We start from the raw sequence: 18,893 nt of genomic DNA, 5'->3' as shown, positions 1-18,893 counted from the left end.
CAGCGAAGACGCAGTGGCCGCCGTTACCTACGACGCTTGAGCCGACGGCGAACCAATGGCTTCCCAAAGCCCGGGATAGGCGGTGATGAAGCCGATGTCAGCCACCTCCAGCGTTGCTTCATAGTCGAAGCGCGGTGCGGTGTAGGCGTAACGCAAGCTATCAATGCGGCGATAAGTCTGGTCGAGTTGTTCCAAGCGCAGCGCAGGGAAGGCGAGATAGGCGGCGGGGGCAGGCGTTTCCTGCCCGACCGAAAGTACGAGACGCCTTATCGGCAGGATGTTGGTTGCCGGGGTGAAGCCGAGGTCGAGGTCGACAAGTTCGGCCGGTGCATCCTGATCAACGCCGTTGATCTGCCATGCGCCATTCGCCGAGCGTCCGATCTCCAGCTCGATCGGCATGTCGCCGAGCCATCCGGATACGGTCGCACTGCGCGTGCGCCATCCCGTATCGCAGGAGACCCGGTACCGCAGACAGGTTGGCTGGCTTTCGTGGAGAAAGGTGGCGACACCCTCGATCGACCAGCCGTCGTCGACCGGCGAAAGCCGGCAGCAGTCATGGCCTTCCACGTCGAGCCGACGCCAGAAGATGACATGCGTGCTCATCGCATCCATCCATCGATAAACTCGACACGGCCGACGCCGGCGAACCGTCGCAGGCGTTCGAGCTCTGCCTCGAGCTTCGAGACAAGCGCCTTGGAGTTGCGCACACCGGCTTCCGGCCAGAAGGCCCGCACGACGAGCGCGTCGCTCTCGCGATCGGCCTTGACGTCGATGCGGCCCACCGCCTGCTCGCCTCGCAGCACGGGGTAGACGTAGTAGCCATATTGCCGCTTGGCTTCGGGCACGAAGATCTCGATGCGATAGAAGAAGCCGAACAGCCGCTCTGCGCGCGCACGGTCGCGCAACAGCGGGTCGAACGGGCTCAGGATGCGTACACGATCCTGCACTTCGTTAGCCTCAATCGCAGCCTCTGCCGCGCCGGGCAGCGCGAAACAGACGCGGGGCTTGCCGTTGCCGACGCTCTCAACACGTACCGGCACCAGTTCGTCGCGATTCCTGGCGATCCATTCGTCGACTTCAGCCGGCGTCAGAAGTGCCCAGAACGCAGCGATCTCGCCCCGAGTGGCAAAGCCGAGGCGCATGAGCGCCTGCCTGCATGCCCAGTCGACGAAGGCATCGTGCTCGACTTCGTCGCGCCGGTGATCGTCGGGGATCACCCGCTCCGTCAGGTCATAGACCTTCTGGAAGCCCTCACGGCGGGCGATAGCCAGGTCGCCTGTGCGCCACAGGAACTCGAGCGCGGCCTTGGAGGGATGCCAGTCCCACCAGCCGGAGGAAGGCTTGTCGCCCTCGAAGTCGCGCGCCATGGCCGGGCCGTTGTCGGCAATGTGAGCAAGCACGCGTGTGAGGTCGTCGTCGAAGCCTTCAGTACCGAAATGGCCCTTCCAGCGTGTGCGCAGCCGCTGCTTCTCCCGCTCGAAGCGGTGCCGCCAGTAGGGGAAGAAGGCGCTGGGGATGATCGACGCGTCGTGGGTCCAGTTCTCGAACAGCGCGCCGTCCTTTTCCACCAGCGTCTGCAGATCGCGGCGGCGGTAGGTCTGGCTGCGCGAGAAGAGGATGTGGTGATGCGCACGCTCGAGCACGTTGACGCTGTCGACCTGTACGAATCCCAGATCGGCGATGGTCGCGGCCAGTTCATCCTTGCGCATCGGGCCGGTCCGGCTGCCATCGAGGCCGCAAAGGGCAAGAAGATGGCGGCGAGCCTGGCGGTTGGAAACGAGAATCGTCATGGCTGGAGCTTACGAGCGGTCATCGCTTCATCCACCCGAAAACCGCCATTCGGGCAAGTCGGGATGCTGACAACATGCTGGCAGGAACCACCCGCCGAGTTCAACGGCCCTGGAAAAGCGCTCTTCGCTTTTCACGGAAGGCCAGTCGGCCCTCGGCATAGTCGGCGCTTTCAAATGTCTCGTCGCCAAGCTTACTCGCAACGGCCGCATCCGCTGCGCTGCCTGTCAGCGTTGCTCGGATCGAGGCCTTGGATGCCTTCACGGACAGCGGTGCGTTGGCCGCTATCGTTGCCGCGAGTTCGGTCGCGCGCAGGTCTAGGCCGCCAGGTTCCACGATCTCCAGCAGGAACCCTGCGTCCAGTGCGGCTTGCGCGTCGAGGCGTGCAGCCGAGAAAGTCAGATATTTGGCCAGTTGCGGCCCGAGCGCTTGAACGATGTCGGCCATGGCGTCGACGGGATAAGCGAGGCCAAGCCGTGCGGCCGGAACGCTGAACAGCGCGGTGGTGGACGCGATCCGCAGGTCGCACGCAGCCGCCATGCCGAACCCGCCACCGAAGCAGATGCCCCTGATCGCCGCGATTGTGGGAACAGGACAGTGCCGGATGGCGGCGAAGGTGGCGGAATTTTCGGCCTCGTATTGGCGCGCCTTTTCCGCACTGCCGCGAACGGTATCGAACTCGGTAATGTCCGCCCCGGCACAGAAGTCGCTCCCGGCGCCGGTGAGAATGACGGCACGTATCGTGGAATCGCCAGCCAGCCCCTCAAACAGGGATGTCATGGCCCGCCACATCGCCTGCGACATGGCGTTCTTGCGGGCGGATCTCTCGATCGTGACGGTCACGACGCCGTTTTCGGCGCGTGCCACGTTGAGAAACTCGGTTTGCGCGATTACGTGATCCGGCATGCGACCAATCCCATTGAACGCGCGTTCAGGAAAATGCGGTTCATTTGACACTGCAAAGGGATTATGGTTCGCACCGGCCCAAAGCAAGGCGTTTGACACGGGAGGTCCCGATGAGCAGCAGCAGCGTGGCGCGATCCGAGGCGATCCAGCCTGTCGATCCGATCTGGTCGGCGGTCCGGCGCGAGGCCACGGAAGCGGTTGAACGCGACCCGCTCTTGGCGGCGTTTCTCTATTCGACCATTCTCAACCACGACAGCCTCGAGGGCGCCGTCATCCATCGCCTGTCGGAACGGCTCGATCATCCCGATGTCGGGGCCGACCTGATCCGCCAGACCTATGCGATGATGGTGCGCGAGACGCCGGAATGGAGCACGACGGTTCGCGTCGACATCCAGGCCTATTACGACCGCGACCCGGCCTGCGACAGGTTCCTGATGCCGGTGCTCTACTTCAAGGGTTTCCATGCGATCCAGACGCACCGTTTGGCGCACTGGCTTTGGCACAATGGCCGCAAGGACTTCGCGCTCTATCTACAGAGCCGGTCATCGGCGATTTTCCAGACCGATATTCATCCGGCTTCGCGGCTTGGCAAGGGCATCTTCATCGACCACGCCACCGGCCTTGTCGTGGGAGAGACGGCGCTTGTGGAGGACAACGTCTCCATGCTGCATGGCGTAACGCTTGGCGGTACCGGCAAGGCTGGCGGCGACCGCCATCCGAAGATTCGCCACGGCGTGCTGATCGGCGCAGGGGCCAAGATTCTCGGCAATATCGAGGTGGGCCATTGTTCCAAGGTGGCGGCGGGCTCTGTGCTGCTGACATCTATCCCCAACAACAAGACCGTGGCCGGCGTGCCGGCACGCATTGTCGGGGAAGCCGGCTGCGACGAGCCTTCGCGAGCGATGGACCAGCTGCTGGCCGCCGAAAGCTGACGGGAACGTTTCCCTTCAGGCATCTTGAAAGCTCCGGCGCGGGCTTTACATGGTCGTGTTCGGCGTGTCAGAAGCGCTGCAACGCAAGCAGAGAGCCCACTGGAGAGCAGGTTTGAAACCCGAAGAAATCAGGAAACTCGACGCCTATTTCAAGCGCACGTTCCAGAACCCGCAGCTTCAGGTGAAGGCGCGTCCGCGCAAGGACGATTCTTGCGAGCTGTACCTCGACGACGAGTTTCTCGGCATCATCTTCCGGGACGATGACGACGGCGATCTTTCCTACAATTTCTCGATGGCGATTCTCGACGTCGATCTGGCCTGAGCCACTATTGGCCGGTCTGCAGCAGGCCGGCCGCCATCTTCTTCACCGCAGCGTCCACCTCGCGCCATGATCCGGCCAATTCCGCCGGCATGCGGTATGTGAGGTTCAGGCCGTCGGCGATGTGGATGTCACGCTCGCAAGGCGCGAGCGACTCTCGCGCAGCCGGGCCCGAAAGGCAGCGTGCGACGAAGGGGGCAGAGCCGTCCTCGTCGCCGACGACGAGCACTTCATCGACATAACCTGATTTCTCGCTAAACCGATAGACGGTGAGGCCGCCCGGTCCGGCGCGCCCTTCTCCTTCGATCAGGGCACGATAGATCGGCTCGAACCGGCCGCTCATGTCGCGCGACATGATGGGCTCGTCGAAGGACAGGAACAGAATATTGCGCGTGTTGCCTGCGTGGTTGAAATCGTCTCGCGCATCATTGCTGTAGCCATCCATCTGCGGCCAGCGCGCGTACAGGTTGAGGCGCGCGGTGACGCCGCTGCGGCGAGCCGTCTCGAAACGGATCATGTTGGCTGGCACGGCCAGGACATTGTTGCCGATCACAACCTCACGAATGGTGGTGTCGTCGCTGTGGCCGGCCAAGGCGATCGACCGACCCCACCATTTGCCAGCCACGCTGATGATGGCCGAAAGCGCGGCAAGAACCAGAAAGGCCACAAATACGCGTGCCATGAAGCGGGAGCGGAGGGGGCTGGCGTCGGCGCCTTGCGATTCCTGCAGCATGTCTGCGCGCACGTTCGTCGCCTGTTCCTATTATGCTCGTCCCCTTCCGGGACAGGATGTCCGGCATGCTTCTTGCTGCGATGCCGATTGCCATGTCGGGAAGATCGCCTCCGCATGGTAAACGGAGCGTAAACAATGCACTCGCTTGCTCTCATGGCTTATGCTTTCGCCGTCGGTTTGACGTTGTGCGGCCTTGCCGGGGCGATTTTCGAGCTCGTGGCCGGGCGACGGCTCGGGTTTCACCCGCCCTTCGTCAGGCGTGAACGATTCGGGTTCTCACTGGCGCTGATGGTGGCCGCAGGCCCGTTCATGCTCACCAACGAGGTGATTGCTGCACGACGGGCAGGCGCCATCGACTGGACCGCGGCGGCATTATGCGCGGTCGGCGCTGGAATCTGGGCGATGGCTCTCGGTGTGCTTGCGGTTGAGCTTGCGCTTCTCGTGTCGAGGCTCCTAGGGTGACCACCACCCGTTCGGAGGAAAGACATGCCCGTATACGCGCTTGATGGCCACGCACCACAGATCGATGACGAACCGACAATCTGGATCGCGCCGGATGCGAAGCTGATCGGCAAGGTCAAGCTCGGCAGGGCCGTGGGCATATGGTTCGGCGCGGTGCTGCGCGGCGACAACGAACTGATCGAGATCGGCGACGGATCCAACGTTCAGGAACATTGCGTCCTGCACACCGATATGGGCTTTCCGCTTACGGTGGGGCAGGGCTGCACGATCGGTCACCGGGCGATCCTTCATGGCTGCACGATCGGCGACAACAGCCTCGTCGGCATGGGCGCGATCGTACTCAACGGCGCGCGCATCGGGCGCAACTGCCTGGTCGGCGCCGGCGCGCTGATCACCGAAGGCAAAGTTTTTCCCGACAATTCGCTGATCGTCGGGTCGCCTGCCAAGGTCGTGCGCGAGCTGGATGGCGAGGCGGCAGCGCGCCTGCGCCTTTCCGCGGAAAGTTATGTCGCCAACGCGCGCCGTTTCAGAAATGGACTGAACGAGGTCTGAGAAGGGCGCCGCCTTCAGCCTCGTGGCGACAGTGACCGGCGCGCGGGTTCGAAACGCCTACAGTCTACATCTACATTGAGAGCAAAAGCCGGTCGCGCGTCTATCCGGGGACGCGTCGCGATGCGCTGACGCATCGTCACGTCTGCGCTTGACATGAGAACAAAATGGAAACATAAGGGATACACAACGAATACAGGAGAGAGAAATGGCCGAGTTCGTTCAGGATGTCCTTTCGCTCGTCACGATGAGCGCCTTCGTCACCGCCATGGCGCTGCTCATTGGCTCGATGTGAGGCTCGGGGAATTTTCCGTTGCGCCAAAAACCTCTTCGAAGGCTGATTTCAGCGCAACGTCGTAATCATCCATGGTGACCGGCAGGCCGAGGTCGACCAGGCTGGTCACACCATAGCCCGCGATCCCGCACGGGACGATGCCGCCGAAATGCGTCAGATCGGGTTCGACGTTGACGGCGATGCCGTGCAGGCTGACCCATCGGCGCAGGCGAATGCCAATGGCGGCGATCTTGTCCTCGGCAGGGCTTCCGTCGGGCAGGGGCGGGCGGTCGGGTCGCGTGACCCACACGCCGACGCGATCTTCGCGCCGCTCTCCCTTCACGTTGAAGCGTGCGAGGGAGCCGATGATCCAGCTTTCGAGTGCCGCGACAAAAGCGCGAACGTCCTCGCGTCTGCGTTTCAGGTCGAGCATGAGATAGGCGACCCGTTGGCCTGGGCCGTGATAGGTGTATTCACCACCACGGCCGGTCGCAAAGACGGGGAAGCGGTTCTTGTCGAGCAGATCCTTCGGATCGGCACTGGTGCCGCCGGTGTAAAGCGGGGGATGCTCGACCAGCCAGACGAGCTCCGGTGCGCCAGCCTCCCGGATAGCTGCGGCGCGCTCGTCCATCACCGCAAGGGCCGTCTCGTCGTCCGTCAGGCCCGGCTCGATTCGCCACTCGACGGGCGGGCCGTCGAGGGTGGGCAGGAACAAGGCTTGCATCCGGTTTCGTTCGATCATGGCTGGCTGTCCTGAGGCTCCCTTTGATATGGGGGATTGCCGGAAAAAGGTCCAGTTTCGTAGAACATTGTCCGGCTTTCGTAATTGTACGCAAATCGGTGTCGACACACTTGTGCCCCGCATACCGATTTGCTACATGCGCCGAGCCGGTTCCGACCGGCCCTTTCGTGACGTGCGGTCGTGGCGGAATTGGTAGACGCGCAGCGTTGAGGTCGCTGTGGGGCAACCCGTGGAAGTTCGAGTCTTCTCGACCGCACCACTCTCCTTAGAGAGGCCGAATTCTCGGCAGGCTTGACGGATGTCGGCCGGCACATCGGAATATAATTGATCAGTCGAAATCACCGTTTGTAAAGCTTTCCTGACGCCCTCCGGGGATCAGCGGCAATCCGTTGGATTCGGCTATCTCCGCACGGCGGCATCTCACCGATTTGCGTGGGCAAACTAGGTCCGTAGCTGAATTCAGCGATGGTCGATCGCACGACAGGGTGCTGTCGAACCCATGGGGGCAGAGTGCCGCAGGCAAGCACACTTCTGCCCGTTTCAGCGGCGTCAGCCTCCGCCTATTCGCTGTGGTCCCTCAGGAAGGATATGACCGCCTGTGCGGCCTCCAAATGGATGGACTCCCGTGTTTCGGCAGAAATGCCGCAGATGGATGAATCTCCATCCTCTGCGGCCAGAATATCCGGCCCGGCGGGTGTGCAGACGGCGAAAGCATCAAAAATAAACGCGTCCGGTATGACGACGGATCGATCGGCTTGGTCGCCGCCGGCTGCCGCTTCGGGCGTTCCGAGATAAATCCGCAGCGCGACAACGTCCTCAGCAATACTGCCCAATACGGCCGGATATTCCGGGTTTATGGCGATCACCGAGGTAACGCGGGGATCTCGTGCCAACCCTGCCAGACCTTCCTGACTAGTTTCCGACAGGGTTGCACCCTGTGCAGCATACCACCCACAATCCGGCCCCTCAGATTCGCTGCCAGTAGCGCAAGAGCGCATATATTCGTCGACATCCATTTTCGCTCCGGCAACGGAGAGGGCAGCGGTAGCGCCAAGTGCAAAGCCCACGACGGAAACTTTGCTTTCGTCAATGCGTGGGCCCCATGTGGCGTCGGCCTGCAGCAAATCAATGGCGCGGTGTATGTCCTGCGGTCTTTGCCATATTTCGTTCAACGCGATGGCCGCATCGTCCGGACGCGGGCCGTTGAGTTCGACCACAACATACCCCGCCTGCGCTATTGAAGAACTGAGCCAGGCACCGGAGTCGGTGGCGGATCGCAATCCTCCGTGTGAAACCACCACCAGAGGCAGCGCGCCTTTCGAAAACTGGGCATCACGCGTGGCCGAAACCCCTTCGAAAACGGGATTCCCGCCAATGGTCGCGGCCGCTTTTTCGTCGGATGGGTACCAGATCGACATGGAGAGCGGGCGCTCTTCCACCGAGGTGTCGTGAAGATAGGCAACTCCGGCCGCCGGTTCTGCAATGGAAGGTGTCGCAGCCAGGATAAGAACCAGAGAAAGACCAAATTTCATCACGCGCCCCCATGAGCAAACCAACAGATTTGGCTGCTGTATCATGTATTTACGACGATATGGTAATGAGAGCGTTGTCTCACGCGGCGGTTAGCTCCTTTGGCAAGCCACCTGGTCGCAAATCACGTGGTCCCGCTTTCCCGTGGATCATGGCGACGCACAAGCACCGTCGAGCGCGGCGATCGGCGACACCTTGGATGGTGAAATGGCAGTAATGGCTGTTGGCGGAGGGAGTGTCTGCTTCCGCCTAATCCACAGCGTTCCAAGGCTGTCTACAGCTTAAGCCATTTTCCTTGAAACGCAAGGGGTATTCGTCCATATTGGTCTAACGGATTCCCGTGTGTTCTATGTTTTGGTTGTCCGTCAATTTGTACGTTGAGGCGATGGAATGCGGGCGATAAACAAGCTGACAGCCAGGGGCATCGACGCGATATCGAAGCCGGGGCTCTATGCCGATGGCCTCGGGCTCTACTTGCAGGTTTCGCCTTCCGGCACGAAAAGCTGGATCTTCCGCTTCATGCAGAATGGCCGCTCTCGCAAGATGGGGCTAGGCCCGGTTGCCGTGCTGTCACTCAAGCAAGCCCGCGAACAGGCGCAAGAGTGTCAGTCGCACCTGCTTGTCGGTCGCGATCCTATCGAAGTCCGCAACGAACAGCGCCGGCAAACTCAGCTTCAACAGGCAAAGGCGCTCACCTTCAAAGAGGCCTCGAACCTCTACATTGCCGCTCACAGGGCCGGCTGGAAGAATCTCAAACACGCTGCGCAGTGGAAGGCCACGCTAGAGACCTACGCCTATCCTGTGTTTGGCGACTGGTTGGTGTCGAGCGTGGACGTCGGCGCGGTGCTGCGGGTGCTTGAACCGATCTGGACCGAGAAACCGGAAACGGCATCACGGGTAAGGGGACGCATTGAAAGTGTTCTCGATTGGGCGACGGCGCGCGGCTATCGCCTCGGCGACAATCCGGCGCGCTGGCGCGGTCATCTCGACAAACTCTTGCCCGCTCGCTCCAAGGTTCAGCAGGTGAAGCATCACGCTGCTCTGGCATACCCAGAGCTTCCCGAGTTCATGATTAAGCTGAGAGCCGTGGACGGAGTGGCAGCGCGGGCGCTGGAGTTTGCCATTCTGACAGCCGGTCGAACCGGGGAAATTATCGGCGCGCGGTGGAAAGAAATAGACCGCGACAACGCCATGTGGACCATTCCTGGCGAACGAATGAAGGCGCGGCGCGAACACAGGGTTCCGCTGGCTCCTGCTGCGGTGTCGTTGCTCGATGCGCTGCCCGTCGAAAAGGGTTCCGACTTTGTTTTCATCGGCAGCAAGGAAAGGTCGGGGCTTTCGAATATGGCGCTGCTGATGACGCTGCGCCGGATGAAGCGCGAAGACCTCACTGTGCACGGGTTCCGATCCACATTCCGCGATTGGGCCGCTGAGACTACGGCGTATCCGCACGAGTTGCTTGAAATGGCGTTGGCGCACGTGGTGAGCGACCAGACCGTTGCTGCTTATCTCCGGGGGACATGCTGGAAAAGCGGCGGCGGCTCATGGCCGATTGGGCCGATTATTGCGCGTCTACACCGCGCGGAGACGTTGTGCCGATACGAGGTGTTGTCTGATGCCGAACCATGACTGCATGACGAGCCTGGCTACCGCCCTCGACGCGGCAGCCGAATGCTATGAGCATGGCAACCCGTTAATCGCATATGCCCAAGTTGCGGTGGGTTTAAACGAGTTTGCCCGGACGCTGAATGCTCCACCCGCAGTTACTCGGATGCTTGCTGACATGCTGGGGGATTTTGCCAATCTAAATGAGGGGCGTCCTGCGGCCAACCTTAAAGCTAAGCGCGTTAAGAGCGCCCCAAGACAGCCGATTCAACATCTGCCACTCTGGGCTGCTGCGTCTGTGTTTGTTGACTACATGCCTGACAAGAAAGCTGCATTCATTGAAGCTGAACGCCGGCTTACAGCGGCGGGATGCCCTCTGCCACGGAATAACACACATGCCACGAGCCGACCCGGTGCCAGCCTCGAAGGGTGGAGGAAGCAGCGTCGAAGTAGGAGACTGTTGCCGGCCTTCGACCGCGCGGTTGCTGGATGGGCTGCGGATATCGATAGGCTCGTCCGTGTGGGGATGAGCCGCGAAGAAGCGGCTTCCAGGCTCCTCGACGAGGCAATCACCTTGCACTATCAGGCCCGCAAATAGTTACATAGGGACCCGTTCTATGTAACCGCATCGAGCGGCATCGTCCTTTCATTGTCCAAGCGCTTCCCGCTGGACGCCAACGAAAGGAACGCAGATGACCGAGACAATTCTTCGCCGTGAGGCAGTCGAGAGCGCAACAGGCCTTCCTCGCAGCACGCTCTATCATTTCATGAAGTTGGGTGACTTCCCTAAGCCTGTACCCATTGGTGGGCGCGCGGTCGGGTGGCTATCGTCTGACATCGACGCCTGGATTCAAAGCCGGCGTGAGATGCGCGACAATCGCCCCGCTGGCGCTCAGGACGGGAGGCGCTAATGCGAGCGGTTCCCGAAAAGAGAAGCCCGCCGTTGGCGCGACGGGCTCTCAGGAGTATGGAAATGCGGCCCGCAATTCCAGCACCGACATTAGCGGACAGAAGGTCGAACGACAAGACTGGGGTAAGCGCAATCCGCTGGCTCGGTGGGCTCATCGGGCGTTCGAATCTGCTCTGCGTCGTGGTCTTGTTGAACGCAAACCCTGCGAGGCATGTGGCGATCCACAGACCGAGTTCCACCACTACCCCGACCGCTACCACGAGCCCCTGACGGGCAAGCATCTGTGCCGATCCTGCCATCGCGCGGAACATGCGCGGCTGCGAAAGGCGGGTGCCAATGGGTAACCTGCCATGGGAAAAGACGCTGGCGGACCTGTCCAAATATGACTGGCTGACGGCTGTCTCCCTCAATCCTAGGCACCAGAGCCGCCCGCGTGATTTGCGGGTGGCCATCGCCCTTATGCAACTGGCCGATGCCGCGACGTGCCTCGCGTGGCCTACGCAAGACACGCTAGCCAGTCTAACGGGCATGTCGAACACCGGGCATGTGCGGGCGGGGTTGAGGTCGCTGAAAGGGACCGGAGCAATCGAGATCGTCAAGATTTCCGAGCTGTCGGAGATGACGATGGATGCAATCTCGGTCAAGCGAAAGGGGCGCGGGCGGGCCTATAAGCTCAAGCTGTTCTGGGCTTACGAGATCTTGGAAGCAAGCCGGAAAGCGGTCTACCGCAGACCGGTTCCTGAGCATCTTGTCGAGGGGAAAGAACGTAAAAAGACGGGCGCAAACCGGTCCACAATAGACCGCCAAATCCGGTCCACAATAGACCGCTTTAAACCGGTCTACGACAGACCGACTAATACTACAGTGGACACTAACGATACTAACGGCGGCTTTGAGGGGAACGTTTCAAGGTTAGCGTCTACGCGCGTGGTCAACGCTTACGCCATCGCCTCCGGGGTGAGCGATGTTGCTACCGTTTCGGATGCGGAACAAATGCGGAGGGCCGGCAATGCCTAAGCACCTGCCTCCGCCTCAACCGATACCGCTTGTGGTCACAGACCTTATGCCGCTTTCCGAGGTTGCCGCATCTCTCTGCGTGTCGGTCGAGACCCTACGACGATGGTGTGTGTCGCACCGCATTGGCCACTTGCGGCGGCTGAATAGCTGGAGCGCGCCGCAGTGGTTCATCTCCGTCCCTGCGGCGCGGATGGTGGCGGCTCGCGACGGTCTAGCGCTTGAAGCATTCCGCGACGGCGATAGGACCAGCGCTTGCGTAGCACCTTACCTGCACCGGCTCGAAGTATTGTGGAGGTCTGTGGAGGGGGTTGCCTAGCGGCCCCGAAAAACACCGGGAAATCGCCGCTTTCGAGGGCGTTTTAGCCTCCATTCATAGCGGAACAGAGCATGAATCTGTATCTTTAGAGCGAACAGATAACGGGAAGCCTTTCGGACGCAGCATGAGCTATCAAACCAACCTAGATCGCCTGTCACAAATCGCGGAGTTCCTGCGCCTCGATATTGAGGCTTATCTGGAAACCGGCAGCGACGTTACGGAAATGCTCGATGCTCTCGGCAAGGTTCGAGACGAGCGCACCCGTCTTGCCATGGCTGAGAACCTGAACGATTTCGACGCGGCTTGCATAGATCTGGACGCCTCCCAGGCGCGCGCTGCGATCATGTGCCAAGCCAATGCTCCATACATGGAATTGAGGGCCTAAGCAGTTGAGCGACAAAGCCAAAATCAGAATTGGAAAAATGCACGATGTCGGCGGCGTCATCGATGAGATGAAGCGCGTCTACCGCGAGATGCGTCGGGGCGAACTGGACACGATGGAAGGCAAGCGCCTTGTCGATGTGCTGACCGCCATTCGTCTCGGTCACATGGATTCCGATGTTGAACGCCGTCTGGCTGATCTGGAAGCGAGGGCAGCGCGATGACACTGCAAACCGACGCGGGCCAAATCGTCGTCAACAAATCTCGGGGCCTCGATCAGTCTGCCGAACACCTGTCGCTGTGCAAGAAACACGGCTGGGGACGAACCACGGATGATGCGATCCGCGATGCCAAGGACCGAATGAGGGTCGTTGTCCACGGCCTGACGGGAACAGCTTCGCAGCATGGCGTCCTGAGCGACCAAATCGGCAAGGCACGCGCGACGGCAATCTCGCTGCGGGAGAACCTCTTTTCCGTAGGCCAGACGGCCAAGCATGATCTCGACAACGCGGGCGCGGGTGATGCTGCGATTGCAGCCCTCGGCGCTTTCATCGCGAACATGGACGCGGCTCTCGTTGCCCTCCGTCATGTTCCTTCGCTCACCTACGAAACCTATCGGGATGCGCCATGACGGACAACATTGATACACCCGTAACAGACGCCACGATTGCAGATTTTCGGGCGGCTAACAGCGAGGCGTTGGAAAGCGCGGTTCATCCGTTGCATGGCCAGCGTCTCGCTGAGCTGTCATCGCTCTACGACAAGCGCTTTGCCTCGCCGGCAGAGATTGCCGCGCCTGACGGTACGGCTGCGGAATACCGCCGCAAGCATGATGCTGTGCTGAACGACAAGACGCACCCGGATCATGCGGTGCGCGTGGCGGAGCTGACCAAGCTTCACGAGCGGGACGATCTGGTGGGCGGAAACCAGCCAGCCGACGACATGGCCCCGGCTTCCTCGCCGGATGACTTCGATTTCACACACTTCAAGGGCACGGTTCAGGCACCCCTCGGTGTTGAGCTCGAACAGAACCCGGAACTTGAACAGCAGGCCCGCACCTGGATGCACGACGCTGGCCTGTCGAGGGTCGAAGGTGAGGCGCTGGCGTCGATCTACGGGCAATCGTTCTCGTGGAGTGCCGACGAGATCACACGTATCCAGCAGTCCACGGCGACCGGCCTTCGCAAGCAGTACGGCGATGATGCGGGCAGGGCAGCCGCCGCCGCGTTGCAAGTTGCTGAGGAAAGCGGCGCAATCGAATTTCTCGAAACGACGGGTCTCATCAATCACTGGCAGGTCGTCGGCACGCTCATCTCAACAGCCGAAAGGAAAGGCTATTTCAAGAGGACATCGGAATGAACATTCAGGAAGCACAGGCCGCAGTAGAGGCGGCAGAGACGGCCCTTGAGGCTGCAAGGGCAGAGTTTGGCGAAGCGCTGGCTAGTGGCTCGGCAAGTGATGCTCTGCGCAAGAAGGTCACCAAGGCCGAAGCGGCAGCCGAAGACGCGCAGATGGCCCTAAAGGCTATCGAGGCGGCTGAGATGCGGGCCGCACGAGCTGCACAGGACCGGGCAGAGAGAGAAGCACAGGACCGGCTTCGACAGCTTCACTCGGATTTCCAGAAGGATCACGCCGAGTGGGTCAATGTCGCTGGCGAAATCGATGAACTCACGGCCCGGCTGGTCGATGCGTTCACCCGCTTCGAAGGCCAGGGCAGCGACCTTGTGGAGCGATATCGCGAGCTGAACCTGAACAGCAATATTGCCAGCGTGGCAAAGAACGCTCCGGGTCTGTATGCGCAATGGGTGTGCAATCTGCGCAACCACGGTTCACCGAAGATGCGCTCCTGGCTGTACCGGGTTCTCAAGCCTGAGGCGACTTCCAACAGCACCGGTCACATGAAGACCTTCGCACAGATGACGCCCGCTGTCTCGGCCTTCTTCACCGGCAAGGAACCGAAGCGGAGGGCAGCCTGATGTCCAAATATTCCAAGCGCCTGGAAAAGCTGGAAGCCGGTTCGACGGTGACGAGGCAGATTGTCATCGATACCGGCAAGAGCGCCGAGGAAATCGAGCTGCTTCGTCAGGGGCATGTTGCGGCAACGCGCGGGCGTGGGCAGTTCATCGTCCTTCCCGGCGACTGGTCGAGGAACATCTGATGACCGCGAAGTCACTGGAGCGCAGGCTTGCGAAGCTTGAGGCTGCCCGTGAGGGGGCGAAGCGCAGGATTCGCGCTATCGTGGACAAGAACACCGGCATCCTGCGCCCCGGCCCGGATGGCATCATGTGCCATGTCGTCACGATCAAGTTCGTAGAGGAATGGACGTCATGAGCGCGCAAGCCTTTCACAAGCGTCTGGATCGGGTCGAGGCCGTCGCGATGGCCGGCGACATGTTCAAGCTGAAAGTCTGCGAGAACAGGCAAACCGGCGTCTTTGGCAGCGGTGGCATCATCCCGTGCGCACTGGCTCACTGCGTTTGCATGGCTGAGAAGATGCAGCACATGGCAGCAACGCGGGGGCACGGAACGTTCATCGTGTTCGATAGCGATGAGGCGCGCCTCTGATGCCCTTCGATTATTCAAAGCCTCTCGATATGGCAAAGGAGGACCGTCGCGGCCTTCTGGATCATCTGCGCCAGCCTGAGCCGTCGTCTTTCTCGGAGATTGCCGGGGCTGCCTGGCGGCAAGAGAACCTAATCGGCTCGTTCATGGCATCCCCGCGTCGGCAGGTTGATGACTTCTTTCGAGTGGATGATGAGTATGATGTGTACTCGGATATCGAAGGCTACGAGCAACACGCCGACCGCTTCGAAGAAGTATTCAACCCGGAAGCGGCGCAGGCGGTAAAAGCCGGCATCGACATGGAGGAAAAGGACCGTCACACGCTCGCCGCTGGTGGGTGGGTCGGTATTGGCACCTCGATTGGCGCTAGCCTCATTGATCCTACGATCCTGCTTCCTGGCGGCGCATTGGTCAGGGCAGGGCGGGGCGGATATGCCCTTGGCCGCTCGGCGCTCTCTGTCGGCACGGCTGCTGCTGGGGCCACGGCTATTCAAGAGCTGGGCCTACAGACCACGCAGGAGACGCGAACGGTTCAGGAAAGCGCGCTCAACATTGGCGGCTCTGCCATTCTTGGCGGGGTGCTAGGCATGGGCGTTGCGAAGGCGTTCAACCATGTGGCCTGGAGCAAGGCCGGGAAGCTTCTCGATGAAGCGCGGGCGCCGGAGTTCGACGCGGCAACCGATGTGCTGCACAAGGAGTTGACCGACATTGCCGACGAGGCGCGAGCCCAAAGCGCGGGTGCTGCTGCGGCTCCCACAACCACGCTTGATGATCTGTCGATCGCGGGCGGTGCGGCTTCGAAAGTGGCGAACGCCACGGCGCAGTTGAACCCGCAGCTAAGGACCATGACCAGCCCGTCAAAGGCGGTTCGCTCGATTGCCTCCCAGATGATGGACACGCCGGTCTATCTCAAGAAGAACCTGCGCGGGGCGGGCGACATGGCGGCTGAGACTGCCATGCACGAATACGCACGTGGCGCGGTTGTCCAGGCGCTTGAAGTCCAGCGCAAGGCATACAGCGAAGCGCGCAAGGCAGGGCTAAAGCTGACTGAGCGCGAGTTTCGGGAAGCTGTCGGCATGGCAATGCGCCGTGGTGACAAGAGCAATCTTCCCGGTGTCGAGAAGGCAGCCGCAGCCTGGCGCAAGCATGTCATCGAACCGTTGAAGGATCGCGCGGTCTCGGCTGGGTTGCTGTCCGAGGACGTGCAGGTTGGCACTGCGGAATCGTATTTCAGCCGCGTCTATAATCGCCCGCTCATTGAGGCGCATGAAGGCGAGTTCAAGCAAATCGTGCGTGACTGGCTCTCCGGTGCGCTTGATGAGGAAATCGCCCGCTCTCGTGGTCGCGTTGATCGTCGTGTGTTGACGCTCCAGCGGGAAAAGAACGAAACGGAGCTGGGCATCCTGCGCCGTCAGGAGGATATGCGGCAGCGTGTCGAGGCGGGCGAGATTGACGCTGACGATCTGCCAGAGGCGGAAATCGTCCAGTTCATCCGTCGTTTCAATGCCGGCGAGCGTCCACAACAGCCCGAACGGCTTTCGGAATGGCTGCGCAAGCAGCGTGATGGCATCTATGACCCGAATGGCGAACTGGCTGCCGTTCTGCCTGAGCTGCGCAAGGTTCCCGGCCTGCTGCGCAAATCGCGCAAGGCAAAGCTGAACCCGAAGGGCGGGCTCGGTCTCGATGACATTGTGCTGCGAGCTTGGGAAGAAGGTTTCTTGAACGACGCTGGCACGGTGCGAGCGGGTGCGCGTGACACGGTGTCGGAGCGCCCATCAATCCGCGATTTCCTCGATGCGCTCGATGCCGACATTCGGGGCGAATTTCAGGTTCGCGTGGGTGATGTCGATGCTGCCCGCTCGGCGGCGGATTTCGAGCGCATGCTTGATGCCATGTCGCGTGCCGGTGTCGATTTCCAGCAGCCGCGCTTTGCGACCTCCGAGGCAATGAAGGACATGGCGGCGCGTGTGAACCGTGTCCTTGATGATCTGGACCGCGAACGGATCGCACGGCTGAATGCTTCGTTGCAGGAGACGGAACGGCGCGGGTTCGGTGACTTCCTGAACGATGCCGACCGCGAGGATTACCTGAATGAGCTGGTCGAAGAAATCTACGACAAGGTGACGGGCCGCACCTACGACGGGGCATTGCCTACGGACCTAAAGATTGGCGCTCGGGGGCCGTTGAAGGAACGCACCTTCAACATTCCTGACGCCAAGATCGAGAAGTTCCTGGACAGCGACATTGAGTTTGTCGGCCGACGCTATGCGCGGCTGATGTCGAGCGACATTGAACTTACCGAGCGCTTCGGCTCTCCCGACATGGAGGGAGCATTTGCGGAGATAAAGGACGATTACAAGCGGCTGCGTGCGGCTGCTGAGAAGCTGCCGGCCAATGAACGCCAGAAGGCGCTGGACAAGCTCACGGCCCGCGAGAAGGCTGATATTCGCGATATTGAGGGCGTGCGGGATCTACTGCGCGGTCATTACAGGCCGGAAGTCCAGCATACGACGTGGGCGCGCGTCGGCAGGGCGGCGAACACCTTCAACTATATGCGGGCTCTTGGTGGTGTGGTGATCGCATCGCTCACGGACGCGGTGCGACCTGCCATGGTTCACGGCCTCAAGGATTACACGTCGGGGGCAATTGTCCCCCTGATCCGCAATCTCGATGCGGTGAAGCTCTCGGCAAAAGAGGCAAAGATTGCCGGTGCCATTTCGGAACGCGCCTTGGCAAGCCGCCTCGCCACGCTGGCGGAGCTGACGGACCCTTACGCGGTACGCTCTCCGTTCGAGCGTTTCCTTGATAACGCTGCGACGGGCTTCTCTCGGATGACAGGCCTGCTGCACTGGAACGACTTTCAGAAAACGATTGCCTCTGTGCTGACGCAAAACCGCATCCTGCAAAACGCAGAGACGGCAGCGGCGAAAGGCTTCGATGCCCTGCCCAAGCGAGAGCAGGCTTATATGGGCTTTCTCGGCGTAGGTGAGGGAAGGGCAGAGCAGCTCGGCAAGCTGTTTGCCACGCATGGCGAAACGCTCGACGGCGTAAGGGTGGCGAATAGTGAGGCATGGGGCGACGATGCCGGCACCGCCGTGCTTCGCCGTATGTATCGCGCGGCCATCAACAAGGACGTGGATTCCATCATCGTCACAAAGGGCGTGGGCGACGTCCCCCTGTTGGCTAATACGCCGCTCGGGCGCTCCCTCCTGCAATTCCGGTCCTTCGCTCTGGCATCGAACCAGCGGGTTTTGATCCGTGGTTTGCAGGAGGACAAGGCGCGGTTTGTCGGCGGCATGGTGGGCATGTCGACAATCGGCATGTTCATCTACTGGCTAAAGCAGACGGAATCGGGCCGGCCCGTGTCTGACAATCCGGGCACGTGGGTTGCCGAGGGCCTGGATCGCTCCGGCATCTTCTCCGTTGCCTTCGAAATCAACAACGCGCTGGAGAAGGCGAACGCGCCCGGTCTCTACACTGGCGCGGCGGCTCTGTTCCCCGATGCGGACCAGAGGCAGCCGGCAAGCCGGTACGCGGTGCGGTCCACGGTGGGCAGCTTCCTTGGCCCCTCGTTTGGCGGTGCAAGCGATACGGTCGGGCTCCTGAGCATGGGATTTGAGAACGCCCGACGCGCCGTCAATGGCGAAAAACCGGCATTGACGCCCGGTGACATATCGGCGGCGCGGCGTCTGACGCCATATGCGAGCCTGCCCTACTGGCGGTGGTTCATCGACGGCATGGTCGTCCCTGAACTCAAGGAGGGTCTCGACTGATCCCGAAGATATAGCGGCGCTGCCGCTTAGCCGAACCGACCCTTAGGCAAGGTCTTTGGCCCGTCGTGATGACGCGCCCGTCCCTTAGAAGGAGC

Annotated in this window: 22 protein-coding genes and 1 tRNA gene; 17 read left to right on the top strand and 6 right to left on the bottom strand. The window is 61.1% G+C overall.

Annotated features, from left to right (window positions below):
- Positions 1–27: 27 nt before the first annotated feature.
- The 3 genes from HK436_RS16770 to HK436_RS16760 form a co-directional block, all read right to left on the bottom strand.
- Complete coding sequence (locus HK436_RS16770; RefSeq protein WP_244649003.1) at positions 28–603, bottom strand: putative glycolipid-binding domain-containing protein; 576 nt, start codon at positions 601–603, stop codon at positions 28–30.
- Positions 600–1,790, bottom strand: coding sequence for a winged helix-turn-helix domain-containing protein (locus HK436_RS16765; protein ID WP_173191594.1), 1,191 nt, complete (start codon positions 1,788–1,790; stop codon positions 600–602). The genes HK436_RS16770 and HK436_RS16765 overlap by 4 nt, the downstream gene beginning before the upstream one ends.
- Before the next feature lie 100 nt (positions 1,791–1,890).
- Positions 1,891–2,694: an enoyl-CoA hydratase/isomerase family protein gene (locus HK436_RS16760; RefSeq protein WP_173191592.1), complete on the bottom strand. Its 804-nt coding sequence runs from the start codon at positions 2,692–2,694 to the stop codon at positions 1,891–1,893.
- Between the two features lie 110 nt (positions 2,695–2,804).
- Between HK436_RS16760 and cysE the strand changes: the two genes are divergently transcribed.
- Together cysE and HK436_RS16750 are read left to right on the top strand one after the other, a co-directional pair.
- Positions 2,805–3,626: a serine O-acetyltransferase gene (gene cysE, locus HK436_RS16755; RefSeq protein ID WP_173191590.1), complete on the top strand. Its 822-nt coding sequence runs from the start codon at positions 2,805–2,807 to the stop codon at positions 3,624–3,626.
- Between the two features lie 112 nt (positions 3,627–3,738).
- The gene (locus tag HK436_RS16750) at positions 3,739–3,948 is read left to right on the top strand and encodes a DUF3126 family protein (protein ID WP_173191588.1); all 210 of its coding nucleotides are present in this window, start codon (positions 3,739–3,741) and stop codon (positions 3,946–3,948) included.
- A 4-nt stretch (positions 3,949–3,952) separates the two neighbouring features.
- On the opposite strand, the gene HK436_RS16745 is transcribed toward HK436_RS16750, so the two are convergent.
- Positions 3,953–4,690, bottom strand: a complete 738-nt coding sequence (locus HK436_RS16745; RefSeq protein WP_376769171.1) for a hypothetical protein — start codon at positions 4,688–4,690, stop codon at positions 3,953–3,955.
- Positions 4,691–4,813: 123 nt separating this feature from the next.
- Between HK436_RS16745 and HK436_RS16740 the strand changes: the two genes are divergently transcribed.
- Both HK436_RS16740 and HK436_RS16735 read left to right on the top strand, forming a co-directional pair.
- Positions 4,814–5,140 (top strand): DUF6949 family protein, encoded by a 327-nt coding sequence (locus HK436_RS16740; RefSeq protein ID WP_173191586.1) that lies wholly within the window; start codon positions 4,814–4,816, stop codon positions 5,138–5,140.
- A 24-nt stretch (positions 5,141–5,164) separates the two neighbouring features.
- Positions 5,165–5,692, top strand: a complete 528-nt coding sequence (locus tag HK436_RS16735; RefSeq protein WP_173191584.1) for a gamma carbonic anhydrase family protein — start codon at positions 5,165–5,167, stop codon at positions 5,690–5,692.
- A gap of 275 nt (positions 5,693–5,967) precedes the next feature.
- Here the strand turns inward: HK436_RS16735 and lipB are convergent, their stop codons facing one another.
- A complete protein-coding gene (lipB, locus tag HK436_RS16730; protein ID WP_173191582.1) occupies positions 5,968–6,705 on the bottom strand; it encodes a lipoyl(octanoyl) transferase LipB in 738 nt (245 codons plus the stop codon).
- 174 nt (positions 6,706–6,879) lie between these two features.
- Between lipB and HK436_RS16725 the strand changes: the two genes are divergently transcribed.
- Positions 6,880–6,964: transfer RNA gene (locus HK436_RS16725), tRNA-Leu, on the top strand.
- A gap of 301 nt (positions 6,965–7,265) precedes the next feature.
- Here the strand turns inward: HK436_RS16725 and HK436_RS16720 are convergent.
- Positions 7,266–8,237, bottom strand: a complete 972-nt coding sequence (locus tag HK436_RS16720; RefSeq protein ID WP_173191580.1) for an alpha/beta hydrolase family protein — start codon at positions 8,235–8,237, stop codon at positions 7,266–7,268.
- A 388-nt stretch (positions 8,238–8,625) separates the two neighbouring features.
- Here HK436_RS16720 and HK436_RS16715 point away from each other — a divergent pair, with 388 nt between their 5' ends.
- From HK436_RS16715 to HK436_RS16655, 12 genes are all read left to right on the top strand, one after another.
- Positions 8,626–9,864, top strand: coding sequence for a tyrosine-type recombinase/integrase (locus tag HK436_RS16715; RefSeq protein ID WP_312860620.1), 1,239 nt, complete (start codon positions 8,626–8,628; stop codon positions 9,862–9,864).
- A gap of 668 nt (positions 9,865–10,532) precedes the next feature.
- The gene (locus tag HK436_RS16705) at positions 10,533–10,751 is read left to right on the top strand and encodes an AlpA family transcriptional regulator (RefSeq protein WP_173191576.1); all 219 of its coding nucleotides are present in this window, start codon (positions 10,533–10,535) and stop codon (positions 10,749–10,751) included.
- Positions 10,752–11,086: 335 nt separating this feature from the next.
- Positions 11,087–11,767 carry a hypothetical protein gene (locus HK436_RS16700; protein WP_173191574.1) on the top strand — a complete coding sequence of 227 codons (681 nt, stop codon included), beginning with the start codon at positions 11,087–11,089 and terminating at the stop codon, positions 11,765–11,767.
- A gap of 440 nt (positions 11,768–12,207) precedes the next feature.
- A complete protein-coding gene (locus HK436_RS16695; protein WP_173191572.1) occupies positions 12,208–12,468 on the top strand; it encodes a hypothetical protein in 261 nt (86 codons plus the stop codon).
- 37 nt (positions 12,469–12,505) lie between these two features.
- Entirely contained in the window at positions 12,506–12,688 is a 183-nt protein-coding gene (locus HK436_RS16690) for a hypothetical protein (protein ID WP_173191570.1), read from the top strand.
- Positions 12,685–13,095: a hypothetical protein gene (locus HK436_RS16685; protein WP_173191568.1), complete on the top strand. Its 411-nt coding sequence runs from the start codon at positions 12,685–12,687 to the stop codon at positions 13,093–13,095. The genes HK436_RS16690 and HK436_RS16685 overlap by 4 nt, the downstream gene beginning before the upstream one ends.
- A complete protein-coding gene (locus HK436_RS16680) occupies positions 13,092–13,823 on the top strand; it encodes a hypothetical protein (protein WP_173191566.1) in 732 nt (243 codons plus the stop codon). Before HK436_RS16685 ends, HK436_RS16680 begins: the two co-directional genes overlap by 4 nt.
- Positions 13,820–14,440, top strand: a complete 621-nt coding sequence (locus tag HK436_RS16675) for a hypothetical protein (protein WP_173191564.1) — start codon at positions 13,820–13,822, stop codon at positions 14,438–14,440. The genes HK436_RS16680 and HK436_RS16675 overlap by 4 nt, the downstream gene beginning before the upstream one ends.
- Positions 14,440–14,622, top strand: coding sequence for a hypothetical protein (locus tag HK436_RS16670; protein WP_173191562.1), 183 nt, complete (start codon positions 14,440–14,442; stop codon positions 14,620–14,622). The genes HK436_RS16675 and HK436_RS16670 overlap by 1 nt, the downstream gene beginning before the upstream one ends.
- On the top strand, positions 14,622–14,795 hold the full coding sequence (locus HK436_RS16665; protein ID WP_173191560.1) for a hypothetical protein: 174 nt from the start codon (positions 14,622–14,624) through the stop codon (positions 14,793–14,795). The genes HK436_RS16670 and HK436_RS16665 overlap by 1 nt, the downstream gene beginning before the upstream one ends.
- Positions 14,792–15,028 (top strand): hypothetical protein, encoded by a 237-nt coding sequence (locus HK436_RS16660; protein ID WP_173191558.1) that lies wholly within the window; start codon positions 14,792–14,794, stop codon positions 15,026–15,028. The genes HK436_RS16665 and HK436_RS16660 overlap by 4 nt, the downstream gene beginning before the upstream one ends.
- Entirely contained in the window at positions 15,028–18,798 is a 3,771-nt protein-coding gene (locus tag HK436_RS16655) for a hypothetical protein (protein WP_173191556.1), read from the top strand. The genes HK436_RS16660 and HK436_RS16655 overlap by 1 nt, the downstream gene beginning before the upstream one ends.
- The last annotated feature ends 95 nt before the right edge of the window (positions 18,799–18,893 follow it).

The sequence above is a fragment of the Neoaquamicrobium sediminum genome, from assembly GCF_013240295.1.
Classification (GTDB): Bacteria; Pseudomonadota; Alphaproteobacteria; order Rhizobiales; family Rhizobiaceae; genus Aerobium; species Aerobium sediminum.
The sequence above is the reverse complement of the archived record's forward strand: the minus strand, read 5'-3'. Positions and strand labels throughout refer to the sequence as shown.